This window comes from Pseudomonas sp. GW821-FHT01E05 (assembly GCF_059422425.1).
Map to the genome: position 1 here is coordinate 192,519 of NZ_JBWKWW010000009.1, position 23,451 is coordinate 215,969.

The following is a 23,451-nucleotide window of genomic DNA, read 5'->3' on the forward strand; positions in this document are numbered from 1 at the left end:
CATTATTCAAGTTTGCTCCCCGACGAGTAACCTGAGCTCTCTCTCGCAGGGCGGGTTTTTTGGTGGATAGGAGATCGCTATCGCGAGCAAGCTCGGCTCCTACATAGCAGACGGCTGGCGGCGTTAATTTACAAAGATTGCCCGCAAGCAAATGGCTACACTGCGCAGGTGGCGCGTACCGGATGTGCGCATCAGTCATTCGTCTGTCATTCAAAATGGCGTGGTAGCAGGAGAGTTGCGTGCTTAAGAAACTGGGGATAAAAGGCCGCGTGCTATTGTTGAGCCTGTTGCCGACCAGCTTGATGGCATTGGTGCTGGGCGGCTATTTCACGTGGATGCAGCAGTCCGACCTGCAAACCCAGCTCCTGCAACATGGCGAGATGATCGCCGAACAACTGGCACCGCTGGTGGCCCCTGCCATGGGCCATAACAACTCGGATTTACTGGAACGCATCGCGACCCAATCCCTGGAACAGACGGATGTTCGCGCCGTATCCTTTCTCGCTCCCGACCGCACGCCTCTGGCCCATGCGGGCCCGAGCATGCTCAATCAGCCACCGATCGGTAACAGCCCCCACATGCTGCGACGCACCGGCAGTGACGCGACGCGCTATCTATTGCCGGTGTTCGGCCGACACCGCAACCTCGCCGGTGACCTGATCCCTGATGAGTCCGACCGCTTACTGGGCTGGGTGGAGCTTGAACTGTCCCACAACGGCATGCTGCTGCGCGGTTACCGCAGCCTGTTCGCCAGCCTGCTATTGATCGCCGCGGGCCTTGCCGGCACGGCCCTGCTGGCGCTGCGCATAAGCCGCACAATCAATACGCCGCTCAGCCTGATCAAACACGCTGTTGCGCAACTCAAGGAAGGTAACCTGGAGACCCGCCTGCCGGCACTCGGCAGCCAGGAGCTGGATGAACTGGCATCAGGCATCAACCGCATGGCTGGCACTCTGCAAAACGCCCAGGAAGAATTGCAACACAGCATCGACCAAGCCACTGAAGACGTTCGGCAGAACCTGGAGACTATCGAAATCCAGAACATCGAACTGGACCTGGCACGTAAAGAGGCGCTGGAAGCAAGCCGGATCAAATCCGAGTTCCTGGCCAACATGAGCCACGAGATCCGCACGCCCCTCAATGGCATCCTCGGCTTCACCCATCTGCTGCAGAAAAGTGAGTTGACACCTCGTCAGCTGGATTACCTGGGCACCATCGAGAAGTCCGCCGACAGCCTGCTGGGGATCATCAACGAGATTCTCGACTTCTCGAAAATCGAGGCCGGCAAACTGGTGCTCGACAGCATTCCCTTCAACCTGCGAGACCTGCTGCAGGACACCCTGACCATCCTCGCCCCGGCGGCCCACGCCAAGGAGCTTGAACTGGTGAGCCTGGTCTACCGCGATACCCCATTGTCGCTGGTCGGCGATCCCCTGCGCCTCAAACAGATCCTCACCAACCTGGTGAGCAACGCGATCAAATTCACTCGCGAGGGCACCATCGTCGCCCGCGCCATGCTCGAAGAAGAGCATGAGGACAGCGTGCAACTGCGCATCAGCATTCAAGACACCGGTATCGGCCTGTCCAATCAGGACGTGCGTGCCTTGTTTCAAGCGTTCAGCCAGGCCGACAACTCGCTGTCCCGACAACCCGGCGGCACCGGTCTGGGCCTGGTGATTTCCAAACGCCTGATCGAACAAATGGGCGGCGAGATCGGTGTCGACAGCACGCCCGGCGAAGGATCCGAGTTCTGGATCAGCCTGAGTCTGCCGAAAGCCCGCGACGACGCCGAAGACCTGCCGTCTGCGCCACTGCTTGGTCGCCGCGTCGCTGTGCTGGAGAACCACGAACTGGCCCGCCAGGCCTTGCAGCATCAACTGGAAGACTGCGGCCTGGAAGTCACCCCGTTCAATACCCTGGAAGCGTTGACCAACGGCATCACCGGCACCCATCAGACCGATGAGGCGATCGACCTGGCGGTGCTTGGCATCACCACCAAAGACATGCCGCCCGAACGCCTCAACCAACATATCTGGGACCTCGAACATTTGGGCTGCAAAGTGCTGGTGCTATGCCCGACCACTGAGCAGACGCTGTTCCATCTCTCGGTGCCCAATCCGCATAGTCAATTGCAGGCCAAACCGGCCTGCACCCGCAAGCTGCGCCGAGCCTTGTCTGACCTGGTCAATCCGCGCCCGATGCGCAACGAGCCCGGCGAGCCCATTTCCAGCCGTGCGCCGAAAGTGCTCTGCGTCGATGACAACCCCGCCAACCTGTTACTGGTGCAAACCCTGCTTGAAGACATGGGGGCCAAGGTGCTCGCGTTGGAGAGCGGCGATGCCGCGGTCAAGGCAGTGCAGAAGCAGGCCTTCGATCTGATCCTGATGGACGTTCAGATGCCCGGGATGGACGGCCGCCAGACCACCGAAGTGATTCGCCACTGGGAAAGCGAGCGTCATAGCACCCCGCTACCGATCGTTGCTCTGACCGCCCATGCCATGGCCAATGAAAAACGCGCCCTGCTGCAAAGCGGGATGGACGACTACCTGACCAAACCCATTAGTGAGCGCCAACTGGCCCAGGTAGTGTTGAAGTGGACTGGCCTTGCGCTGCGCAATCATGGGCCGGAGCGCGCCGGCGAGTCCTACGGTAATAGCACCGAGTTGCTGGTGCTCGATCATGAAGAAGGACTGCGCCTGGCCGCCGGCAAAGCCGATCTGGCTGCCGATATGCTGGCGATGTTGCTCGCCTCTCTGGAGGCTGACCGTGAAGCCATCCGCGTCGCCCGGGAAGCCAAAGACCAGAATGCGCTGATCGAGCGGGTCCATCGCCTGCACGGTGCCACCCGCTACTGTGGCGTACCGCAACTGCGAGCAGCCTGCCTGCGCAGTGAAACCCTGCTCAAGCAAGAGGACCAAAAGGCCTTTGCCGCTCTGGATGAACTGGACCGAGCCATCAACCGCCTGGCTACCGAAGCCCGCATCGGCGCTTGACCCACGGCAATACTGGCAATGCAGGTGAACGTTAAGCTCATCGCACCTGCAAACAAGGATGAAGCCATGCGCACGATTCTCTTTAGCTGCCAGACCTATGATCGCGACAGTTTCCTCGGTACCGAGCAACCGGCCGATGTCGAGTTACAGTTTCAATCGGCACGGCTGAGCCTGGACACGGCGGCTCTGGCTGAGCACCACGAAGTGGTCTGCGCCTTCATCAATGACGACCTCAGCGCACCGGTGCTTGAGCAGCTGGCGGCCGGCGGCACCCGCTTGATCGCCCTGCGCTCGGCCGGCTACAACCATGTCGACCTGCCAGCAGCCAAACGCCTGGGGCTGAGCATCGTCCGGGTTCCGGCCTACTCACCCCACGCGGTGGCCGAACATGCCGTGGCCTTGATTCTGGCGCTGAACCGACGCTTGCATCGCGCTTACAACCGGACCCGCGAAGGTGATTTCAGCCTGCACGGCCTGACCGGTTTCGACCTGGCGGGCAAATCCGTCGGCGTGGTCGGCACCGGCCAGATCGGCACCACTTTCGCCAAAATCATGGCCGGGTTTGGCTGCCAGCTACTGGCGTACGATCCGTATCCCAACCCGCAGGTGGAAGCCCTCGGTGCCCGATATCTGAGCCTGCCCGAGTTGTTGGCGCAAGCTCAGATCATCAGCCTGCATTGCCCGCTGACGACTGAAAGCAAACACCTGATCAACACTCAGTCACTGGCCCATATGCGACCGGGCGCGATGTTGATCAACACCGGCCGAGGTGGCTTGGTGGACACACCGGCACTGATCGACGCACTGAAAATCGGCCAACTGGGCTATCTGGGTCTGGATGTGTACGAGGAAGAAGCACAACTGTTCTTCGAGGATCGCTCTGATCTGCCGCTGCAAGACGATGTACTGGCGCGCCTGCTGACGTTCCCGAACGTCATCGTCACCGCCCACCAGGCCTTTTTGACCCGCGAAGCTCTGGCCGCGATTGCCGCAACCACCTTGCAGAACATTACCGCCTGGGCGGCGGGCACACCACAGAACCAGGTGTAAGGCCAAGCCACGGGTCGACTGCCTGATCGAAGGTCACAAGCCCGGGCCATGCTGGATTCGTCCGCGTGCTAGCATACCGCCCATACTTGGAGGACCCATGGTCGAACACGATTTCCGCTACAGCCTGATGAGCCCGCAACACACCCTGATCGAATGCCGCGCCTTAGTGCCGGGTCGTTATCAAGTCACCGGTAACGGCGGCTCGATACAGAACGATGACGTCCTGGTGGTCACCCTCAAAGGCAGCAAGGACTTGTCCATGCGCCTGACCGTAGAAAAAGTCCGTCACCTGATCAACCCGATCGGCCAATGGGTCGCCGTGGCCCGTGGTCCGGTGTTCGGTGAACTGGCGATTCACACGTGGCAGGTCAACTGCGACAGCTGTTCAGCCGAGCTGAACTTCGAGTTCGCGGTTGACGCCAAACTCGGCAACAACGCACAAAAGCCTGCCGCCACAGCGCGCATAGCCGAGCTTGGTTGGGTAAGCAAAGGCGAGAAGCACCTGTGCCGCAAATGCCAGGAGCCAGGCTAATGAAACATCTGACCATGATGGGGATGGTCGGTGCCAGCCTGTTGGGATGCGCTGCTGAGCCAGTGAAACTGCAACAGGATCACAGCTACATTCTGGAGTGGATCGGCGAACGCCCGCTGATCGATAACAGCCACCTGACCATCACCCTCGGTGAAGACGGTCGGGCCTATGGCAATGGCGGCTGCAATCACTGGTTTGCGCCTTACACCCTGGACGGCGACAAACTCAGCTTTGGCAAGGTCGGCAGCACCCGCAAAATGTGCGCGCCGGCATTGATGGAGCAAGAAAAACGCTTCCTGCTGGCACTGGAAACCGTGCAACGCTGGGACATCTCGCCGATCGAGCAAGTACGTTTCTGGCCGGCCGAAGGCAAGCCGCTGCGTTGGTGGCTGGAAGAGGGCTGATACAACAATCCCTGTACCTGCAGGAGCGAGCTTGCTCGCGATGAACTTGAACTTGATGCGTTTCTTCAATGAGTACGCGTTATCGTTAACGACCATCGCGAGCAAGCTCGCTCCTACAGAGATCTATGTTGTTCCCATTAGACTCTTCAATTTTTCGCCTGCAACGCCGTAAGCTTTGCCATCACTCCCGCCGCCGTTTGCTCACCCATCAACTGCTCACGCACTTTGCCCTTGTTATCAATGATGTAGGTCACCGGCAATGCCTCACTGCGCGGCAACTCGAAAAAATCGGCCGGGTCCTGGGCCAACACGGTGAACTTGATCCCCAGCGCTTCACTGGCCTTCTTCAGCTCCTCCCCCTGCACATTGTCGAAGTTGACCCCAAACACACTGATCGACTTACCCTTCAATTGCTCAGCCAGGACATTCAACTCGGGAATCTCTGTTCGGCAAGGGCCACACCATTCAGCCCAGTAATTGATCACCACCCATTGTTTGTCCAGACGCTCGGACGCGATCTTCTGCCCCTGCTGATCGACGCCGTAATCATTGCCGCAGCCGCCGAGCAGCAAGGTTGTGATGATCGCCAATACCGCCGCCAGTCGCCTTGTCATGTCTTGGTCCTTTGAAAAGATTGGTTCTGAATCCACTTTGACTGCGACCCATCGCCTCCCAAGGTTCAGGACTGCTCGCCACACAGGTAGAATAGCCGCCACTTTACGCAAGATGCGACCCGCACATGACCGATCTGACGCTTTATCACAACCCGCGCTGCTCGAAATCCCGCGGTGCACTGGAACTGCTGCAAGCTCGTGGCCTGGCCCCGACCGTAGTGCTCTACCTGGAAACCCCGCTCGATGCCGCACAACTGCAAAGCCTGCTGGACAAACTGGGTGTTAGCGCCCGCCAGCTGCTGCGCACCGGCGAAGACGAGTACAAGACCCTCAACCTGGCGGACAGCAGCCTGACCGAGGCACAGCTGATCGCCGCCATGGCCGCGCACCCGAAACTCATCGAGCGACCAATTCTGCAAGTCGGCGACAAGGCCGTGATCGGCCGTCCGCCGGAGAAAGTGCTGGAGATCCTGCCGTGAGTGCGCCGTATATTCTGGTTCTGTATTACAGCCGCAGCGGTTCGACCAACGAAATGGCCCGGCAGATTGCCCGTGGTATCGAACAAGGCGGTCTGGAAGCTCGTCTGCGAACGGTACCGTCGATCTCCACTGAATGCGAAGCGGTAGCGCCGAGCATCCCGGACGAAGGCGCCTTGTATGCCAGCCTCGACGATCTGAAAAACTGCTCGGGTCTGGCCCTTGGTAGCCCGACCCGCTTCGGCAATATGGCCGCACCGTTGAAGTACTTCCTGGACGGCACCAGCAACTTGTGGCTGACCGGTGCACTGGTAGGCAAACCGGCCGGAGTCTTCACCTCCACCGCCAGCCTGCACGGCGGCCAGGAAACCACCTTGCTGTCGATGATGCTGCCGTTGCTGCACCACGGCATGCTGATCACCGGCCTGCCCTACAGCGAATCAGCTCTGCTGGAAACCCGCGGCGGCGGTACGCCTTACGGCGCCAGTCACCACGCTGGCGCCGATGGCAAAAGCCCGCTGAACGAGCACGAAGTCGCCTTGTGCCGGGCGTTGGGCCTGCGCCTGGCGAAAACCGCCCGGCAACTGGAGAGCAGCCGTGGCTAAAAAGCCCAAGATCCTGCCCTCAATCGAGTGGCTGGAACCACGCGTACGGGTAGCCCGAGTATTGAGCCTGCTGTGCTTTCTCGGTTTGATCGGCCTGTTGTGCGCGTACTACCTGATCATCGCCGACCTGCATGGCGCGAGACCCTGGGTGATCCTGCTGATCGAGCTGGTGCCTTTGCTTCTACTGACACCGGGCATGCTCAGCGGCAGCGCCCGTGGGCATTCATGGATGTGCTTTGTGGTGAACCTGTATTTCATCAAAGGCGCATTGGCCGCCTACGATCCGAATCGACAGATGTTCGGTCTGCTGGAAATGGCCGCGAGCCTGGCCGTGTTCTGCAGCGCGCTACTGTATGTGCGCTGGCGGTTTCAGCTCAATCGCAAGCTGGCGGGGGAAGGTGAAGTGCTGGCTTGATAGATGAGAGTCGCCGGACCAACCACCATCGACGACCCGACTTCCTATCTAAAGCCTTATTTATTAAAGCCTGAGAGCTTGCGGCAATCGTTATCCAGTCAGGAGAGGGCATGCACGACTACAAATGGTTAAACGAATATTGTCTCAATCGCTTCGGTTCAGTGGCGGCCCTGGAGGCACACCTGCCCTCCCCTGCATCTGCCCAACAATTGAGAAAAATCAGCGACGATCGCTATTTATCGACCTTGGCGTTAAGAGTTTTCCGTGCCGGATTGAAGCACAGCCTGGTGGATGCAAAATGGCCGGCGTTCGAGCAGGTTTTCTTTGGGTTTGATCCGGAAAAAGTCGTGTTGATGGGGGCTGAACATCTTGAACGCCTGATGCAGGACGCACGCATCATCAGGCATTTAGGCAAGCTCAAAAGCGTACCGCGCAATGCTCAACTGATCCTCGATATTGCTCATGAACATGGCAGCTTTGGGGCCTTCATTGCTGACTGGCCCACGACCGATATCGTTGGCCTCTGGCAATATCTTGCCAAACATGGAAGCCAACTGGGTGGTCTCTCGGCGCCGAGGTTCCTGCGAATGGTCGGTAAAGACACGTTCATTCCGACATTCGACGTGGTTGCTGCGCTGAACGCCCAGAACATCATCGACAAAGTTCCAGGCAGCAAGCGGGACCAGGCGAAGGTACAAGAGGTTTTCAACCTCTGGCATAGCGAAAGCGGACGGCCGCTCTGTCAGTTATCCGCCATGCTGGCTTATACGGTAAACCATTGATCCGCGATCAAACCCGGCCACCTGGAAACCGTTCAGGGTGCACTGCCCTTTTGTAAACAAGTACGCGGCAGTGCACCAGCTGAGATCTCCCTCGCCAGTGCGCTAAACTGATCGCTCCCGGTCTCGATACTTTTCATTTTGCAAACTCCCCCTCATTTCTGGCAGCCTGTTAGATATCGTCAACTTCAAACGTGATTTCCACAGCAAAATGAACTAAAGCGGATGTGTCATCACACCAAACTTCAGCCCCTCCCTGAATAAGGCTTCCCTGTCACAAGGGAAGCCTGCCCCCCCTCCAAATTTTTCACATTCCTTTCACCAATCCCCCACCTGGCTTGCCCTAGATTTGCGTTCAGGTCACTGTCCAGGGTCTTCGCGCGCACTGAAAGTTTTCGTTTGAGAATCATACAAGGGTGAACAATGTGGTTAATTCCGTCCCGGCCGGGTCGCCATCGAAACGAGTCATGACAACCAGACTCAAGAAACTGCTACTTGGGGCTGGCATCGCCACGGTGAGCTTGATTCTGGCCACCGGATTCGTGTTATGGCCAAAAACGCCGTTGAACCTGGGAGAGGGAAACCACATGAACACCGCTGGTGTTTATGAACACTGGAAGGCCGGAGACGTTATCGTACTGGTCAGACATGCTGAACGCTGCGACCGTTCCAGTAATCCCTGCCTCGGCCCGGCAGACGGCATCACCCGTGTCGGCAGCATCGCCGCGGCAGAAGTGGGTAAAGCCTTCCAGACCATCGGGATGGTGAACGCCGATGTACTCAGCAGCCCGGCGACCCGCACCCTGCAGACATCGCAGTCCATGTTTGGACAAGCAGCCGCCGCTCAAGACTGGCTGGCCAGCTGCGGCAAGCCCCTGTCAGATGACGCGCTCGCCCATAAAGTCGCCCATCGCAATCTTGTGTTGGTTACCCACAGTGGATGCATCAGCGACCTCGAAAGTCAGTTGGGTTTTAAACATGCGCCTACAAGCGAGTACACCAGCTCCCTATTCGTCTCTGTCGGAGCGGGCGGCCAACTAAATGTGCTGGGTGTCATGAATGAGCAAGATTGGGCGTCCACACTAAAAAAAGTCGCCAAATAATTTGTTACTATTTTTAATCGCTGCACAATCATGCCCCATCAGTAAAATGGCGGACCGGACGTGCCAGACTTTATTCGACGCCTCAGGAATCGCTACTAACAACCGCGTTACGACAGCAACTTCAATGATCGCTTATTCGTAAACATGCGCCGCGACGAAACTCGCAGGTTGCGAGCACATGCTCTGGAAACGTAATTATTTGCGCTGAGCCACCCGACTTTTTTGTTTAGACGCTTGAGTTCTCTTGAGTAAGTCGAACCTTTAGTCTGTGGCACATTCAGGCTTCAGGCATGCCTTTAAAGGTCTGAGCGGCAGAACACCAAAATTCTAAAACAACATATACAGAGGTAGAACGGATTCTGATGGCTAACGATTTTCGCCCACTGGCGACCCACACCAGTCAGCGTGACACTCATCTTCACTTCTTCGGCAACCTGCTGCCAACACGCATCGACAGTTTGCCCAAGGGTCTGCTGCCATGCAGCGCCCTGAACGATCACAAAGACTGCCTGGGAGCACAAAGCGCATGATTAGACGTTGGGCGTTGCCATTACTGCTGTTGGCCTTTGGCCTGTTCTATCTTCTGCCACTGGCTTCTCACGGGCTGTGGATTCCAGACGAACCCCGTTATGCCCAAATCAGCCAGGAGATGCTGCTGAGCGGCGATTGGGTTTCCCCGCACTTCATGGGCATTCGTTATTTCGAGAAGCCTATCGCCGGCTATTGGATGATTGCCATCGGCCAGGCGATATTCGGCGATAACCTGTTCGGAGTCCGCATCGCTTCTGCTGTGAGCACCGGGCTGAGCGTGCTGTTGACGTACCTGATCGCCCGACGCCTCTGGAATGATCCGCGCAAGAGTTTTGCTTCGGCCTTGCTTTACATGAGCTTCGGCCTCATCGCCGGTCAAGCCGGGTACTCCAATCTCGATCCGCAATTCACTTTGTGGGTCAACTTGAGCCTGGTGGCGTTGTGGTTTGCTATTGACAGCACCACACAGCGGGCCCGATTGACGTCATGGGCGGTACTTGGCTTCGCCTGCGGCATGGGCTTCATGACCAAGGGGTTTCTCGCCTGGCTGCTGCCGGCGTTGATCGCCCTGCCCTATATGCTCTGGCAACGGCGCCTGGGGGAACTGCTGCGCTACGGTCCGCTGGCCGTCATCGTTGCAATCATCGTCAGCTTGCCTTGGGTGCTGAGCATTCATGCTCACGAACCCGACTTCTGGAGGTTTTTCTTCTGGAATGAACACATTCGTCGCTTCTCCGCAGAGGATGCCCAGCACACTCGCCCATGGTGGTTCTACCTGCCGATGCTAGTGGTCTCCAGCCTGCCCTGGGCGGCATTGCTGCCTTCTACATTCACGCAAGCGTGGAAGAGCAAACAGCAAGCGGGCACCGGTTTCCTGCTGCTTTGGCTGGTGCTGCCGCTGGCATTTTTCAGCCTTAGCCGAGGCAAACTGCCGACTTACATCATGCCGTGCCTGCTGCCGCTGGCGGTACTGATGGGCAACACATTGATCGACCGGATCACACAAACGCAAGGCCGCGCTATCCGTATCAATGGGTTGCTCAATCTTGTCATCGGTACGGTTTCGCTGCTCGCGCTGATCTATCTGCAATTGACCAAGCCGGTTTACGGGCAGCAAGAAATGATGAGCCTGTCGCTGACATTCATCGTATTGATGGGCTGGATCATGGCCAACATGCTGCAGGCCGTCAGACCATTGACCATGTGGGCCGCACCAGCCCTGGGTATCTGGCTGCTGATCGCCTTGTTGCCTGCCGGCATGCCCAACAGCATTGTTCATAACAAGATGCCCGACCAGTTCATCAACGAACACATCGAAGAACTCAAGCAAACCACAAAACTGCTGAGTAACGATCTGGGGGCCGCTTCTGCTCTTGCCTGGAGCCTGAAGCGTCCTGAAGTCGAGTTGTTTAACACCGCTGGCGAACTGAAATACGGCCTGACTTATCCTGACTCGGTCAACCGTCTGGTTGACACCAAGAGCGTCCAGCAATGGATGACCGATGCCCTCAAACAAGGCTCGGTTGGCGTGATCATGCGAGTCAAGAACGTGGAGGAGATACAGGAGGTCGAACTGCTGCCCGTGGGCGGCAAGCGTTACGAACAGGGCAATCTCGTGATTCTGATCTTCCCTCAGAGTCAGCCATGACCTTGCCTGATTCCCGATGACACGGCTTTCGCATATCCCTGACGAATCGAAGACATGACGAACTGCTTAGCCTTGGCGCATCTATCATTCACGGCCCCCCATGGGGGCCTTCACTCTAGACGGGCCCATTTGTCGCCCTTGGAAATACTCAAATGAAGCTATGGAACAGCGACAAGAAAGCGCTGGTGCTGTTGCTCGGCGTATCAGCACTGCTTCTGTTGTTGGGTTTGGGGACGAGAGAGCTCTGGGGGGCGGAAACCCGCTGGGCGAACATCGCGCTGCAAATGATGCAGACGGGTAACTACTTCGACCCCTACCTCAAAGGCATGCCGTATTACGACAAGCCACTCCCCTCTTACTGGCTGATTACCGCCACTGCCTGGCTGATGGGCGGGCTGGGTAATTGGTCACTACGCCTGACTTCGGTCATCGCCGCCTGGCTGAGTATCTGGCTGATCTATCTGATCGGCGAGCAGCTGTTTCGCAAAGGCACCGGCCTGATCGCCGGGTGGATGCTGGCGACAACCTTCTATTTCATCTTTTGGGCACGGGTTGCGACGGCCGATATCCTGACTGTATTCGGCATACTCGCGGCCGTCTGGTGGTACTGGCGCGACCCGAATGACACCCGACTGGGCCGCTACACCGTGTTCTTCCTGCTGCTGGCAGCGACCTCGCTGCTCAAGGGTCTGATCGGCTTCATTTTGCCGGGGTTGGTGCTGTTGCCGCACCTGCTCAGCGAGAATCGCTGGAAACGCCACCTCAACCTGCGACTGTGCCTGGCCGTGTTGATCGCCGGCCTGGTGTACATGGTGCCGTTCATACTCTCGCACCTCTACGGCGCCCCCACTTACGGCGCGAGCGGCCTGGGCCTGGTGTTCCGGGAAAACGTGGTGCGTTTCTTCCAGCCGTTCGACCAGTTCGGACCGATCTACACCTATCTGATCTACCTCCCGGTCTATACATTGCCTTGGGCGCCGTTCTGGATACTCGGGCTGTGGCTGGCGGTACGCAATTGGCGGCAAACCGAACCCAACACCCGCTGGCTGATCTGGGGCCTGGGCCTGTTGTTCCTGTTCTTCACCGCCAGCGGCAGCCGGCGTAGTTACTATGTGTTGCCACTGGTGCCGTTCGCCCAACTGTTAGCGGCCTGGTGGGTCACCCGCCGAATTGACGAAAAACGCGCCGCCGGCAAGGTCAGCGGCCCTGGTTGGAAAAAGGGCTTCGGTGCGGCAGCGGCGCTGTTGATCGTGGTGCTGGGCATCATCTACCCGTGGACCAATCTCGGCGGCGGGGTCGTCCAGTTCAGCGCGGACGTACGCGCCGAGGCCAGCAAGAGTGCACCCTGGAATCAGTGGCGCATGGTGATGGTCGAGGTTGATAACAAACTGCCTATGTACATCCAGAATCAGGGGGCACCGTACTTTTACGTTCGCGATACCGACGACTTTCCGCGTGAAGGCGATAGCGCAACCCTCATGGCATGGCTGGAAAAAAACAGCGGTCAGCGCTGGGATCCGCAGCGCACTATCATCATCGCGCAATATAAGGATGCGGATAAGCTGCCGCTGAACTACCTGACCGCCGACCATCAGGTGATTCTCACTAAACCTAACAATGGTGAGCGGATGTTCCACAATCGTGACTACGGCAGCGTTGCGTTTCTCCCCAAAGCAACGACCCCTTGAGTGATAAATCGAGAGGCCTGGCAGGCCTCTCGATCCATCAGAGGTTCAGCACATTGACGAACCGCGAAGCTGCGGTTTCGTCGATCCGCAGGTTGGTGAAGTCGAACAGGTTACGGTCCGCCAATTGCGAAGGGATAACGTTCTGCAAGCTGCGGAAGATGCTTTCGGTCCGACCCGGGGTCTTGCGCTCCCATTCCTGAAGCATTTCCTTGACCACCTGACGTTGCAGGTTTTCCTGAGAACCACAGAGGTTGCACGGGATGATCGGGAATTGCTTGAAGTCGGAATACGCCTGGATGTCTTTCTCGTTGCAGTACGCCAGCGGCCGGATCACCACGTTACGACCGTCATCGGCACGCAGTTTGGGCGGCATGGCCTTTAACGAGCCGTTGTAGAACATGTTGAGGAAGAAGGTCTCGACGATGTCGTCGCGATGATGACCGAGGGCCATTTTGGTCGCACCGATTTCATCGGCGAAGGTATACAACGTGCCGCGGCGCAGGCGTGAACACAGCGAGCAGGTGGTCTTGCCTTCAGGAATGAGCTCCTTGACCACCGAATACGTGTCTTTTTCGACGATGTGATATTCCACACCCAACTCTTTCAAGTAGGCCGGCAACACGTGCTCTGGAAAGCCCGGCTGCTTCTGGTCCATGTTCACCGCGACGATCTCGAACTTGATCGGTGCAACTTTCTGCAGATGCATCAGCACGTCGAGCATGGTGTAGCTGTCCTTGCCGCCGGACAGACAGACCATGACCTTGTCGCCCTCTTCGATCATGTTGAAATCGGCGACGGCTTCACCGGCCAGCCGGCGAAGGCGTTTCTGCAGTTTGTTCTGGTTGACCGTAAGAGTGCCCATGGCGCTTGAAATCCGCGAGGTATGACGAAAGGCCGGCATTTTACGCAAAAACTCTGCGTGGGCGAAGAGTCTGCCCATGAGTAAACCCGGTAAGGCTGGCGCACGCCCTGTGGCGAGGGGGTAACCGTAGATGCAGGACAAGCTCCCTCGCCACAGAACCTGCATGTTTCCAGAAGATGCAGCGATTAAGCCTCGCGTTTACAGCGCGATTTGCTCTAAAGGGCCGCACCTTTGCCGGCAACTCCTTCCTATACTGCGACATAAGGTCGTACACATATAGAGACCTTTACTTACTTCGGCCGCTTGGCCCGTAGGCGCTCCGTTTGGGGGGCGATGGTAATAGCAAAAGGAGTGAATGGCATGATCCATCACGTTGTGGGGCTCTTCACCCACCCTGATCAAGAATGGCGAGAAATCCGTGGCGATGCAGAGGAAAGCATCAGCCACATGTACCTTACCCACACACTGATTCTCGCAGCGATTCCAGCGATTTCAGCCTTTATCGGTACCACTCGTGTCGGCTGGGTCATCGGTAGCCGCGCTCCAGTCATGCTCACTCAGGAAAGTGCACTGTGGATGACGATCATGTCCTATCTGGCCATGCTCGGCGGCGTGGCCGTGATGGGCGCCTTCGTTCACTGGATGGCGCGTACCTATGATGCCAGTCCGAGTCTGGCCCGTTGCGTCGCGTTTGCCACCTACACCGCTACGCCGCTGTTTGTCGGAGGTCTTGCGGCGCTGTACCCGCACATGTGGCTGGGAATGTTCGTCGGTACTGCGGCCATTTGCTACACAGTGTATCTGCTGTATGTGGGCTTACCGACCTTCATGAACATTCCATCGGATGAGGGTTTTCTCTTCTCAAGCTCGGTGCTGGCCGTAGGGCTGGTCGTGCTGGTCGCGATCATGGCTTTCACCGTGATTGTCTGGGGCCTGGGCGTTGGTCCGGTCTATACCAACTGACGCGGGCAACTGACATCGTCACAAAAAAAAATAGAAATCTGCCAACACTACAGGCCGCCGCAAGGCGGCCTTCTATTGATACGCTGACCATTCGGCGCCTGAGCGATTCGGAATGCGCGTGGTTTGCGGCATACTCGGCACCTCTGGAGATCCGTACAGCATGCCCGAGCAACTCAATACCCGCGTCGAACACTGCTTCCAACAAGCCGAATCCTTTTTCAAACGACCTTTCAAACGCCCCGCGGTCAGCCTCAAGTTGCGCGGCCAGAAAGCCGGCGTCGCGCATTTGCACGAAAATCTGCTGCGCTTCAACCCGCAGCTGTACCGGGAAAACAGCGAAGACTTCCTCAAGCAGACCGTGGCCCACGAAGTCGCGCACCTGATCGCCCATCAGCTGTTCGGCGAGCGCATCCAGCCCCATGGCGAAGAGTGGCAATTGATCATGCGCGGGGTGTACGAGTTGCCGCCCAACCGCTGCCACACCTACGCGATCAAACGCCGCAACGTGACCCGTTACATCTACCGCTGTCCTTGCGCTGACAGCGACTTCCCGTTCTCGGCCCAGCGCCACAGCCTGGTCAAACAGGGCCGGCGTTATCTGTGCCGCAGGTGCCGGCATACACTGGTGTTCAGTGGGGAAATGCGGGTGGAGTGAAGCTGTCGACTTTTCACCCTCTCTCTAATAGCTCCACCGGCCTCATCGCCAGGGCGCTAACCAATCACCCTGGCACTACGCAGCTCTTCAATCTGCTGAGCGCCATACCCCAACTCCATCAAAACCTCATCGGTATGCGCGCCCAACTGCGCACCAATATGCCGAGGCTCGGGTAATCCATCTGAAAACTTCAACGGACAGGCCATCTGCGACTGCGTACTGCCATCGACCCGAGGCACCTGGCTGACCAGTTCCCGCGCTTTCAACTGGGGATGCTCGAAGGCCTCGGCCAGGCTGAGCACCGGCTCGACACAGGCATCGACACCTGCGAACAACTCGCACAACTCGGTAAAGGCATGCTTCTCGAACTCAATCTGCAACTCCAGTTTGAGCGCCTGCTGCTGTTCAGGCTCGGGCGACAAGCCCTGTCCCACCAGTTCCGGGCGCCCCAGCGCCGCGCAGAGCTGCCGCATGAATGCAGGTTCAAGACTGCCCACCGACAGCCAGCGGCCATCACGAGTGCGGTAGTAGTCGTAGAAGCTGCCGCCGTTGAGCATCTGGTTTTCCCATTCGGGCTCGACACCACAGGCCAGATAGCCAGCACCGGCCATGGCGTTAAGACTGAAGGCGCAGTCGGTCATGCTCACGTCCAGGTGCTGACCCAGCCCGCTGTGTTGACGGGCAATCACTGCCGCCAGCAGACCAATCACCCCATGCAGCGAACCACCGGCAATGTCCGCCACCTGAATTCCCAACGGCAACGGCCCGCTGTCCTGACGCCCGGTGTAACTGGCCAGCCCGGCCAGGGCCAGGTAGTTGATGTCATGACCGGCGCGATCCTTGTACGGGCCGGTTTGACCATAGCCGGTGATCGAGACATAAATCAGCTTTGGATTGATCGTCTTCAAGGCTTCATAACCCAACCCAAGACGCTCCATGACACCTGGGCGAAACTGCTCCAGAACGATGTCGTAGTCCTGCACCAGTTGCTTGACCACGTCCAGCGCCGCGGGCTGTTTGAGGTCCAGCGCCACGCTGCGTTTATTGCGGTTGAGGTAGGCGTGGCTGGCGGATATGCCCTGATCATGGGGCGCCAGCACGCGCAGTAAATCCATGCGGGCCGGCGACTCGATGCGCAATACCTCGGCGCCCATGTCCGCCAGCAACAGCGAGGCGAACGGCCCTGGCAGCAAGGTGGAAAAATCCAGTACTTTGAGTGATGCCAGAGGACCTTGCATGAACGCTCCACAATCCAGATCGACTACCTCCAGAGTAGGCAGCTGGCAAGCCCACGGCAATCACCGCAAGCATCAGCTGGACTGACCGTTGCGCTCAAACCGCGCCCATGAAAAAACCCGCCGAAGCGGGTTTTTCATTACAACGCGGTCTTACTTGACGGACGTTGAGGTCGGGGTTGTGGCTGGGCTTTCAGCCACAACCAGATCGTCTTCGTCACGGACGTTGGTAATGCCGCGACCACCGGAAGCCAATTCGACATGCAGCGTGTCTACGTCCAGCTCCTTGACCCACTTGGCCACAACCAGGGTCGCAACAGCATTGCCCACCAGGTTGGTCAGGGCACGGGCTTCGGACATGAAGCGATCGATACCGAGGATCAGTGCCAGACCGGCAACCGGCAGGTGACCAACGGCGGACAGGGTGGCGGCCAACACAATGAAGCCGCTACCGGTCACGCCAGCGGCGCCTTTGGAGGACAACAACAGCACCACCAGCAAGGTGATCTGATGAGTAATGTCCATGTGTGTGTCGGTCGCCTGAGCGATGAACACCGCGGCCATGGTCAGGTAGATCGCAGTACCGTCGAGGTTGAACGAGTAACCGGTCGGGATCACCAGACCCACTACCGATTTCTTCGCACCCAGGCGCTCCATCTTGATCAGCATGCGCGGCAACACGGATTCCGAAGAGGAAGTGCCGAGTACGATCAGCAGCTCTTCACGGATGTAACGGATCACCTTGATCACGCTGAAGCCGTGAGCACGAGCGATACCGCCCAGCACCACCAGCACGAACACTACGCAGGTGATGTAGAAGCAGAGCATCAGCTGGCCCAGTTGCACCAGCGAACCGACGCCATAGGCACCGATGGTGAAGGCCATGGCGCCCAACGCACCGATTGGTGCGAGCTTCATGATCATGTTGATGACGTTGAACATCACGTGGGCGAAGCGATCGATGAAGTCCAGCAACGGCTTGCCGTAGGAACCCAGGCGATGCAGGGCGAAACCGAAGATCACCGAGAACATCAGCACCTGCAGGATATCGCCGGTGGCGAATGCGCCGACAATGGTGGTCGGAATGACGTTCAGGAGAAAGCCAACGACACTTTGATCAGCACCGGCAGCCACATAGGCAGCGACCTTGGAGGCATCCAGCGTGCTCACATCGATGTGCATGCCGGCACCCGGCTGGACGATGTTGACCACGACCAGACCCACCAGCAAAGCGATGGTGGAAACAATTTCGAAGTACAGCAGCGCGTAACCGCCGGTCTTGCCGACCGACTTCATGTTCTGCATGCCAGCGATACCGCTGACAACGGTGCAGAAGATGATCGGCGCGATGATCATTTTGATCAGTTTGATGAACCCGTCACCCAGCGGCTTGAGCGCCACGCCTGTCTGAGGATAGAAATGGCCGATCAGAATACCGATAGCGATGGCTACGATCACCTGCAGATACAGGGATTTGTAAAATGGCTGACGAGTCGTCATTGCAAAGTTCCTCAAGAATGTCGCCCGGCAATCATCCCTCTGACGCCCACGACACCTACAGTGCGAACCCTCCTGCACTGGAGGGATTTGTTTTGTCGAGCTGCGCGCTGGCAGATCTCTCACCCTTACCGCAAAGCCCGTGCCACCTTGCCGAAAAAACCCTGAAAGCCTTTAGGCATAAGGGGTAAGCAAAAATAACCGGAACATTCCTCCTGGCCAAAGTGGCGGATATCCGCCCATAGACCGGCCATCATCCTGCAATTTGGCGGATATCCGCCTTGTCCATCGCCAGGGGGCGTGGCTAACATCGCCCCCTCAATGGACGGACCTACCCTTATGCGCGAACGTACCATCGCCAGCCATTTCGCCCGTGCCGCCCTCGGCGGAGCGCGCAGGCAGGGCTTTGACTATTCGGGCTTGCTGCAACAACTGGGCATCGGCGCAGAGTTGCTGGAGGAGCCCAAAGCACGCCTCGCGCCCGAGCAATTCACTGGCTTGTTGCAATTGCTCTGGCAGGCGCTCGATGACGAATACCTGGGGTTTGGCCATGGCCCCAGTAAACGCGGCACCTTCGCCATGATGTGCCACGCGTTGATTCACTGCCGCAACCTGGAAAAAGCACTCAATCGCGGCTTATTATTTTATAGCCTATTCCCCGAGGCTCCGCGTCTGAGCCTGACCCGCGAGGGCGAAATGGCCCGCCTGAGCCTGGACGATTCGCAGTTTTGGGACCCCGACCACTTCCTCTGCGAGTGCTTGCTGGTGATCTGGCATCGATTGGGCAGTTGGCTGATCGGCCAGCGCATTCGCCTGGAGCAAGCCACATTCAGCTACCCGAAACCCGAACACGGCGCCGAATACGACTTGCTGTTCCCTTGCCCGCTGGTGTTCTCGACACCAGACAGCAGCCTGCTATTCCACAGTCGCTACCTGAGCATGCCTGTGCTGCAAGACGAACGCACGCTCAAACATTTCCTTGAACGCTCGCCAGCCGATCTGCTGTCACGGCCAGATGACGGTGACAGTTTGAGCAGCCAATTGCGGCGCCTGCTCAGCCGTGACAGCTCACACTGGCCCGATCTTGAAACAGTCGCTCAACACCTGCACATCAGCCCACAGACCCTGCGCCGGCATTTGCGGGAGGAAGGCTCGAGTTTTCAGGAGTTGAAGGACCAACTGCGCCGCGACATTGCGATTTACCACTTGGGACGCGCCGATCTGTCATTGCAACAGATCGCCGAGCAACTCGGTTTTTCCGAGCCCTCGGCCTTCCACCGGGCGTTCAAGAAATGGACCGGTCTGACGCCTGGGGCTTATCGCGCCCAGGAGAATTGAGCGCACGACCTTTACCGATTCAGCCAATCTGCTAGGTGAAGTGCATTCAAACCACCGGAAAATGAATCCGGAACGCTGCCCCGCCCAGCGGCGAATCATCCAGCGTCAGCCGCGCGCCGTAGCTTTCGATGATGTCCTTGACCACCGCCAGACCGATGCCCTGTCCCGGATGCTGTATGTCCAGGCGCTCTCCTCGCTGAAGTATCCGTGCGCGCTGGCCCGACGGTACGCCGGGGCCGTCATCTTCCACGCACAACTCGATGCCGCTCAAGGCTTCCCGCACGCTGATGCGTACCTCGCTCAGGCATAAACGGTAGGCGTTCTCCAAAAGGTTACCCATCATCTCGAGCAAGGCGCCCTGCTCGATCGGCACATAGCAATGCTGCGACAGGTCCAGGGAAACCCGCACCTGCTTGTCGCGATAGACCTTGTCCAGTGTATCGCAAAGGCTTTGCAGCACCGGCCGTAGCCGGACCTGATGGCGCACCAGGCCACTTTTACGCAGGCTCGCGCGCTGCAATTGATAGCTGATCTGCTGGCTCATGCGTTCGATCTGGGTTTGCAGCACCCTGGCCTGATCCCGCCCCTGCGGTCGCTGAGCCATGTCCTCACTCACCCCTTGCAAGACCGCCAACGGGGTTTTCAAGCTGTGGGCCAGGTCATCCAGAGAATCCCGATAACGACTGCGCTGCTCGCGCTCGCTATGCAACAAGCGGTTCAGCGAACCGGTCAATCGCAGCAGCTCACGAGGGTGCTCTTCACTGAGGCTTTCAAGGGTCCCGCCCTCGATCTGGTCCAGCTCCTGACTCAAGCGCCGCAATGCCTGCAAACCCCAGGTCAAACCAATCCAGAGCAGCGCCAGCAATACCAACAACGCGGCACCGAAACCCAGATAGAGATTTTCCCGCAGCCCTTCCAGCGTCAGCTGGTACTCACGCACCGGTTGCAGGGCAACAATACTGAACGCCGCATTTTTACCGCCGAGCAATTTGACCTCGACGTCATAGACGAAGAACTCCTGACCATCGGCCTCACGAATCCTCGCAAACTTACTGCCACGCCCGTCGTAACGTGGCGTGTAGTTGATGTTTTCTTCCTTGGTCGCTCTCGAGCGCCAGACCAGATGCCCTTCGCGGTCATAGATGTAACCGAGCAAACGGCTGTCGGTGAGATTAAAACGCTCATCCGGCAACTGCTCCGGCATCAACAGACGATTGTTTTCGACCCGCGCCGCAGAAATCAGCGTGGTCACATCCGAGGCCAGGCGCTGCTCGATGGAATCCTGCAATGCCAGGCTGAACGCCCCCTGCATGGCCGGCAACAGCGCCAGCATGAACAGCACGGCCAGGGTCGTCGCCGCCAGCATCAAGCGCAAGCGTAGCGAACGGATCACCGGCAGCGCTCGTTGAACAAATAGCCCAGACCGCGCACGGTATCGATCGGCTTGAACCCGGACGGCCCTTCCAGTTTACGTCGCAAGCGCCCGACCAAGACTTCGATCACGTTCGGATCACGCTCCTCGTCATCCGGATAGAGCTGCTCCATCAGGCGGTCCTTGGCCACCACCTGTTGATGATGACGCATCAGGTACTCGAGGATTCGGTACTCATAGGCAGTCAAGGCCAGCGGCTGTTCATCGAGGGAAGCTTGTTTGCGATTCAGATCAAGCAACAAGGGCCCGGCGATGATAGTCGCCTGGGTAAACCCGCTCGAGCGGCGTAACAGCGCATTCAACCGCGCATCCAGCTCTTCGAACTGGAACGGCTTGACCACATAGTCATCGGCGCCAGCGGCCAGCCCTTCTACTTTGTCCTGCCAGTTACCGCGGGCAGTAAGAATCAGGATCGGAAACGTCTTGCCTTGCAAGCGCAACTGGCGGATCAGATCAAGACCGCCCATGCCCGGCAGGCCGAGATCGATCACCGCCAGGTCATGGTTGAACTGCTCGGTCTGGTACAGTGCCTCCTCGGCATTGGCCACCGCCTCGACCACATGACCACTGTCCGTGAGTCGGGTTTGCAAATGATGACGCAGCAGCGCCTCATCTTCGACAACCAGCAGTTTCATAAAGCTCTTCCAGGCAAAATCAACTCTCCAAGGGCGCTTCATCGCGCCCTGATCGCTTATAACGGTAACCCAGTTCAGCTGAAGTGTTCTGCGAAAACTGCTGCAAGGTTAACCACCTGCCCCTGAACTCCCCCTGAACGTTCTCTGAACCTGAGCTGAACCAAATCGACTACGCTGTCTGGACGTCTTTCAAAGGAGAACTGACCATGCGCGTGTTCCTTGCTTTCGTATTATTGGCCTTGAGCGGGCTGAGCCAGGCGGCGATCAAGACCCAGGAAATCCCCTATCAGGGCTCCGATGGCACCCGGCTGATCGGCTACTACGCCTATGACGACAGCATTCAGGGCGCTCGCCCCGGCATCGTCGTGGTTCATGAATGGTGGGGGCTCAACGACTATGCCAAGCGCCGCGCCCGTGACCTCGCCGCTTTGGGGTACAGCGCGCTGGCCATCGACATGTATGGCGAAGGTAAAAATACCGAGCATCCGAACGACGCCAAGGCCTTTATGCAGGCGGCATTGAAAGACAACGCGACAGCCAGCGCCCGCTTCAATGCCGGGCTCGATTTATTGAAAAAGCAGCCGCAGACCGACCCGAACAAACTCGCCGCCATCGGTTACTGCTTCGGCGGCAAAATCGTGCTGGATGCCGCACGCCGGGGCGTGCCACTGGCCGGTGTGGTGAGTTTCCACGGAGCGCTGATGACTGACACCCCGGCCACAGCCGGTAGCGTCAAGGCCAAACTGCTGGTTGAGCACGGCGCCAGGGACAGCATGGTCACGCCAGACAACGTCAGCGCCTTCAAGGCCGAAATGGACAAGGCTGGCGCCGACTATAAATTCGTCAGCCTGGAAGGCGCCAAACACGGTTTCAGCAACCCGGACGCCGATCGCCTGAGTCACGGCGACCATGGCGGGCCGGACATTGGCTACAACAAGGCCGCCGATGAACACTCATGGGCGGATATGCAGGCTTTCTTCAAGAAGATCTTTGGGTGATATGCCCGCAAGCAAGAAAATTCCGAGCCAGGCATCAGTACCGTGGCGAGGGAGCCAGCTCCCTTGCCACAGGGATCGCATCAGGCTACTACCCAGCCTGAACGCAACCCGGCAAAATGCCCGACATGAATCCGCCCTCCGCACTTCCCGCCTGTTGCACTCCACTCGATGCCCACTGGCCGTTGCCTGTCGTTCTGCCGCACACAGTGCTGCTCGGTACTCACTTCGATCCGTCACAGTTGGCGCCTGATGATTTCCAGCGCTGCGCTATCGAACCGCCCGCGAGCATTCAACGTTCGGTGGCCAAGCGCCAAACCGAATTTCTTGCCGGACGCCTCTGCGCCCGGGCCGCCTTGCAGCAGCTTGAAGGGCTCGACTGCATCCCGGCCATTGGTGAGGATCGCGCACCGGTGTGGCCGGCGCACATCTGCGGTTCGATCACCCACAGCACCGGCCGGGCTGCAGCCATTGTTGCGCATAAGGAACATTGGCGCGGATTGGGGATGGACCTGGAAAACCTGCTCAATACAGAGCGCGCCCAGCGACTGGCCGGAGAAATCCTCACCCCGCCCGAGTTGCAACGCATGGCCAGCGCCCCCCAGGAACAGATCGCCCTGTTAGTGACCCTGACGTTCTCAGTGAAAGAAAGCCTGTTCAAGGCGCTCTACCCGATCGTCCAGCAACGCTTCTATTTCGAGCATGCCGAGGTGCTTGAATGGGACGAAAACGGGCATGCCCGTCTGCGCCTGCTGACTGACCTCTCCAGCGAATGGCGCAACGGCAGTGAGCTTGATGCGCAGTATTGTACAGGCGATGGGCAGTTGCTGAGTCTGGTCAGCATTGAGGCCTGAGAGATTTTTAGTGTCTGTCAGGCCGCCATCGCGAGCAAGCTCGGCTCCTACAGGATTTGTGTTGGTCGCGGGATATGGGCACAACCTATATGCCCTGTAGGAGCCGAGCTTGCTCGCGATGGCGATCTAACAGCCAATAGATATGCC

General features: G+C 58.3%; 23 protein-coding genes. 17 read left to right on the top strand and 6 right to left on the bottom strand.

Going from position 1 to position 23,451, the window contains the following annotated elements; genetic code table 11:
* The first annotated feature begins 239 nt into the window (after positions 1 to 239).
* The 4 genes from AC07W5_RS20915 (at position 240) to AC07W5_RS20930 (ending at position 4,979) form a co-directional block, all read left to right on the top strand.
* Positions 240 to 2,993, top strand: a complete 2,754-nt coding sequence (locus AC07W5_RS20915) for a response regulator (RefSeq protein WP_494993686.1) — start codon at positions 240 to 242, stop codon at positions 2,991 to 2,993.
* Positions 2,994 to 3,059: 66 nt separating this feature from the next.
* On the top strand, positions 3,060 to 4,043 hold the full coding sequence (locus AC07W5_RS20920) for a 2-hydroxyacid dehydrogenase (protein ID WP_495024246.1): 984 nt from the start codon (positions 3,060 to 3,062) through the stop codon (positions 4,041 to 4,043).
* A 97-nt stretch (positions 4,044 to 4,140) separates the two neighbouring features.
* The gene (locus AC07W5_RS20925) at positions 4,141 to 4,575 is read left to right on the top strand and encodes a hypothetical protein (RefSeq protein ID WP_494993684.1); all 435 of its coding nucleotides are present in this window, start codon (positions 4,141 to 4,143) and stop codon (positions 4,573 to 4,575) included.
* The gene (locus AC07W5_RS20930; RefSeq protein WP_494993683.1) at positions 4,575 to 4,979 is read left to right on the top strand and encodes an META domain-containing protein; all 405 of its coding nucleotides are present in this window, start codon (positions 4,575 to 4,577) and stop codon (positions 4,977 to 4,979) included. Before AC07W5_RS20925 ends, AC07W5_RS20930 begins: the two co-directional genes overlap by 1 nt.
* Positions 4,980 to 5,125: 146 nt before the next feature.
* Here AC07W5_RS20930 and AC07W5_RS20935 read toward each other — a convergent pair whose 3' ends face one another.
* Positions 5,126 to 5,593, bottom strand: a complete 468-nt coding sequence (locus AC07W5_RS20935; RefSeq protein WP_495012972.1) for a TlpA family protein disulfide reductase — start codon at positions 5,591 to 5,593, stop codon at positions 5,126 to 5,128.
* A 125-nt stretch (positions 5,594 to 5,718) separates the two neighbouring features.
* Here AC07W5_RS20935 and arsC point away from each other — a divergent pair, with 125 nt between their 5' ends.
* The 8 genes from arsC (at position 5,719) to AC07W5_RS20975 (ending at position 12,838) form a co-directional block, all read left to right on the top strand.
* A complete protein-coding gene (arsC, locus tag AC07W5_RS20940; RefSeq protein WP_495012971.1) occupies positions 5,719 to 6,072 on the top strand; it encodes an arsenate reductase (glutaredoxin) in 354 nt (117 codons plus the stop codon).
* Entirely contained in the window at positions 6,069 to 6,674 is a 606-nt protein-coding gene (gene wrbA / locus AC07W5_RS20945) for an NAD(P)H:quinone oxidoreductase (protein WP_494993680.1), read from the top strand. Before arsC ends, wrbA begins: the two co-directional genes overlap by 4 nt.
* The gene (locus tag AC07W5_RS20950; protein WP_495012970.1) at positions 6,667 to 7,089 is read left to right on the top strand and encodes a DUF2069 domain-containing protein; all 423 of its coding nucleotides are present in this window, start codon (positions 6,667 to 6,669) and stop codon (positions 7,087 to 7,089) included. The genes wrbA and AC07W5_RS20950 overlap by 8 nt, the downstream gene beginning before the upstream one ends.
* Positions 7,090 to 7,199: 110 nt before the next feature.
* Positions 7,200 to 7,871 carry a DNA-3-methyladenine glycosylase I gene (locus AC07W5_RS20955; protein WP_494993678.1) on the top strand — a complete coding sequence of 224 codons (672 nt, stop codon included), beginning with the start codon at positions 7,200 to 7,202 and terminating at the stop codon, positions 7,869 to 7,871.
* 464 nt (positions 7,872 to 8,335) lie between these two features.
* On the top strand, positions 8,336 to 8,971 hold the full coding sequence (gene pmrG / locus AC07W5_RS20960) for a lipopolysaccharide core heptose(II)-phosphate phosphatase PmrG (protein ID WP_495012969.1): 636 nt from the start codon (positions 8,336 to 8,338) through the stop codon (positions 8,969 to 8,971).
* 362 nt (positions 8,972 to 9,333) lie between these two features.
* Positions 9,334 to 9,501: a hypothetical protein gene (locus tag AC07W5_RS20965; RefSeq protein ID WP_495012968.1), complete on the top strand. Its 168-nt coding sequence runs from the start codon at positions 9,334 to 9,336 to the stop codon at positions 9,499 to 9,501.
* Complete coding sequence (gene arnT, locus AC07W5_RS20970) at positions 9,498 to 11,150, top strand: lipid IV(A) 4-amino-4-deoxy-L-arabinosyltransferase (RefSeq protein ID WP_494993675.1); 1,653 nt, start codon at positions 9,498 to 9,500, stop codon at positions 11,148 to 11,150. The genes AC07W5_RS20965 and arnT overlap by 4 nt, the downstream gene beginning before the upstream one ends.
* A 152-nt stretch (positions 11,151 to 11,302) precedes the next feature.
* Entirely contained in the window at positions 11,303 to 12,838 is a 1,536-nt protein-coding gene (locus AC07W5_RS20975) for an ArnT family glycosyltransferase (protein ID WP_495024247.1), read from the top strand.
* A 37-nt stretch (positions 12,839 to 12,875) separates the two neighbouring features.
* On the opposite strand, the gene ttcA is transcribed toward AC07W5_RS20975, so the two are convergent.
* Positions 12,876 to 13,700: a tRNA 2-thiocytidine(32) synthetase TtcA gene (ttcA, locus tag AC07W5_RS20980; RefSeq protein WP_495024248.1), complete on the bottom strand. Its 825-nt coding sequence runs from the start codon at positions 13,698 to 13,700 to the stop codon at positions 12,876 to 12,878.
* A 360-nt stretch (positions 13,701 to 14,060) separates the two neighbouring features.
* Between ttcA and AC07W5_RS20985 the strand changes: the two genes are divergently transcribed.
* Complete coding sequence (locus AC07W5_RS20985; RefSeq protein WP_494993673.1) at positions 14,061 to 14,663, top strand: Yip1 family protein; 603 nt, start codon at positions 14,061 to 14,063, stop codon at positions 14,661 to 14,663.
* 160 nt (positions 14,664 to 14,823) lie between these two features.
* Complete coding sequence (locus AC07W5_RS20990) at positions 14,824 to 15,318, top strand: SprT family zinc-dependent metalloprotease (RefSeq protein ID WP_494993672.1); 495 nt, start codon at positions 14,824 to 14,826, stop codon at positions 15,316 to 15,318.
* Between the two features lie 56 nt (positions 15,319 to 15,374).
* On the opposite strand, the gene AC07W5_RS20995 is transcribed toward AC07W5_RS20990, so the two are convergent.
* Both AC07W5_RS20995 and AC07W5_RS21000 read right to left on the bottom strand, forming a co-directional pair.
* Complete coding sequence (locus AC07W5_RS20995; protein ID WP_495024249.1) at positions 15,375 to 16,556, bottom strand: CaiB/BaiF CoA transferase family protein; 1,182 nt, start codon at positions 16,554 to 16,556, stop codon at positions 15,375 to 15,377.
* 150 nt (positions 16,557 to 16,706) lie between these two features.
* Positions 16,707 to 18,053 carry a dicarboxylate/amino acid:cation symporter gene (locus AC07W5_RS21000; RefSeq protein ID WP_494993670.1) on the bottom strand — a complete coding sequence of 449 codons (1,347 nt, stop codon included), beginning with the start codon at positions 18,051 to 18,053 and terminating at the stop codon, positions 16,707 to 16,709.
* A 336-nt stretch (positions 18,054 to 18,389) separates the two neighbouring features.
* On the opposite strand from AC07W5_RS21000, the gene AC07W5_RS21005 reads away from it, so the two are divergent.
* The gene (locus AC07W5_RS21005; protein ID WP_495024250.1) at positions 18,390 to 19,388 is read left to right on the top strand and encodes an AraC family transcriptional regulator; all 999 of its coding nucleotides are present in this window, start codon (positions 18,390 to 18,392) and stop codon (positions 19,386 to 19,388) included.
* A gap of 46 nt (positions 19,389 to 19,434) precedes the next feature.
* On the opposite strand, the gene AC07W5_RS21010 is transcribed toward AC07W5_RS21005, so the two are convergent.
* Positions 19,435 to 20,781 carry an ATP-binding protein gene (locus AC07W5_RS21010; protein WP_494993668.1) on the bottom strand — a complete coding sequence of 449 codons (1,347 nt, stop codon included), beginning with the start codon at positions 20,779 to 20,781 and terminating at the stop codon, positions 19,435 to 19,437.
* A complete protein-coding gene (locus AC07W5_RS21015) occupies positions 20,778 to 21,455 on the bottom strand; it encodes a response regulator (protein ID WP_494993667.1) in 678 nt (225 codons plus the stop codon). Before AC07W5_RS21015 ends, AC07W5_RS21010 begins: the two co-directional genes overlap by 4 nt.
* A 206-nt stretch (positions 21,456 to 21,661) precedes the next feature.
* Between AC07W5_RS21015 and AC07W5_RS21020 the strand changes: the two genes are divergently transcribed.
* Positions 21,662 to 22,453 (top strand): dienelactone hydrolase family protein, encoded by a 792-nt coding sequence (locus AC07W5_RS21020; RefSeq protein ID WP_494993666.1) that lies wholly within the window; start codon positions 21,662 to 21,664, stop codon positions 22,451 to 22,453.
* 125 nt (positions 22,454 to 22,578) lie between these two features.
* Positions 22,579 to 23,304 (top strand): 4'-phosphopantetheinyl transferase family protein, encoded by a 726-nt coding sequence (locus tag AC07W5_RS21025; RefSeq protein WP_494993665.1) that lies wholly within the window; start codon positions 22,579 to 22,581, stop codon positions 23,302 to 23,304.
* The last annotated feature ends 147 nt before the right edge of the window (positions 23,305 to 23,451 follow it).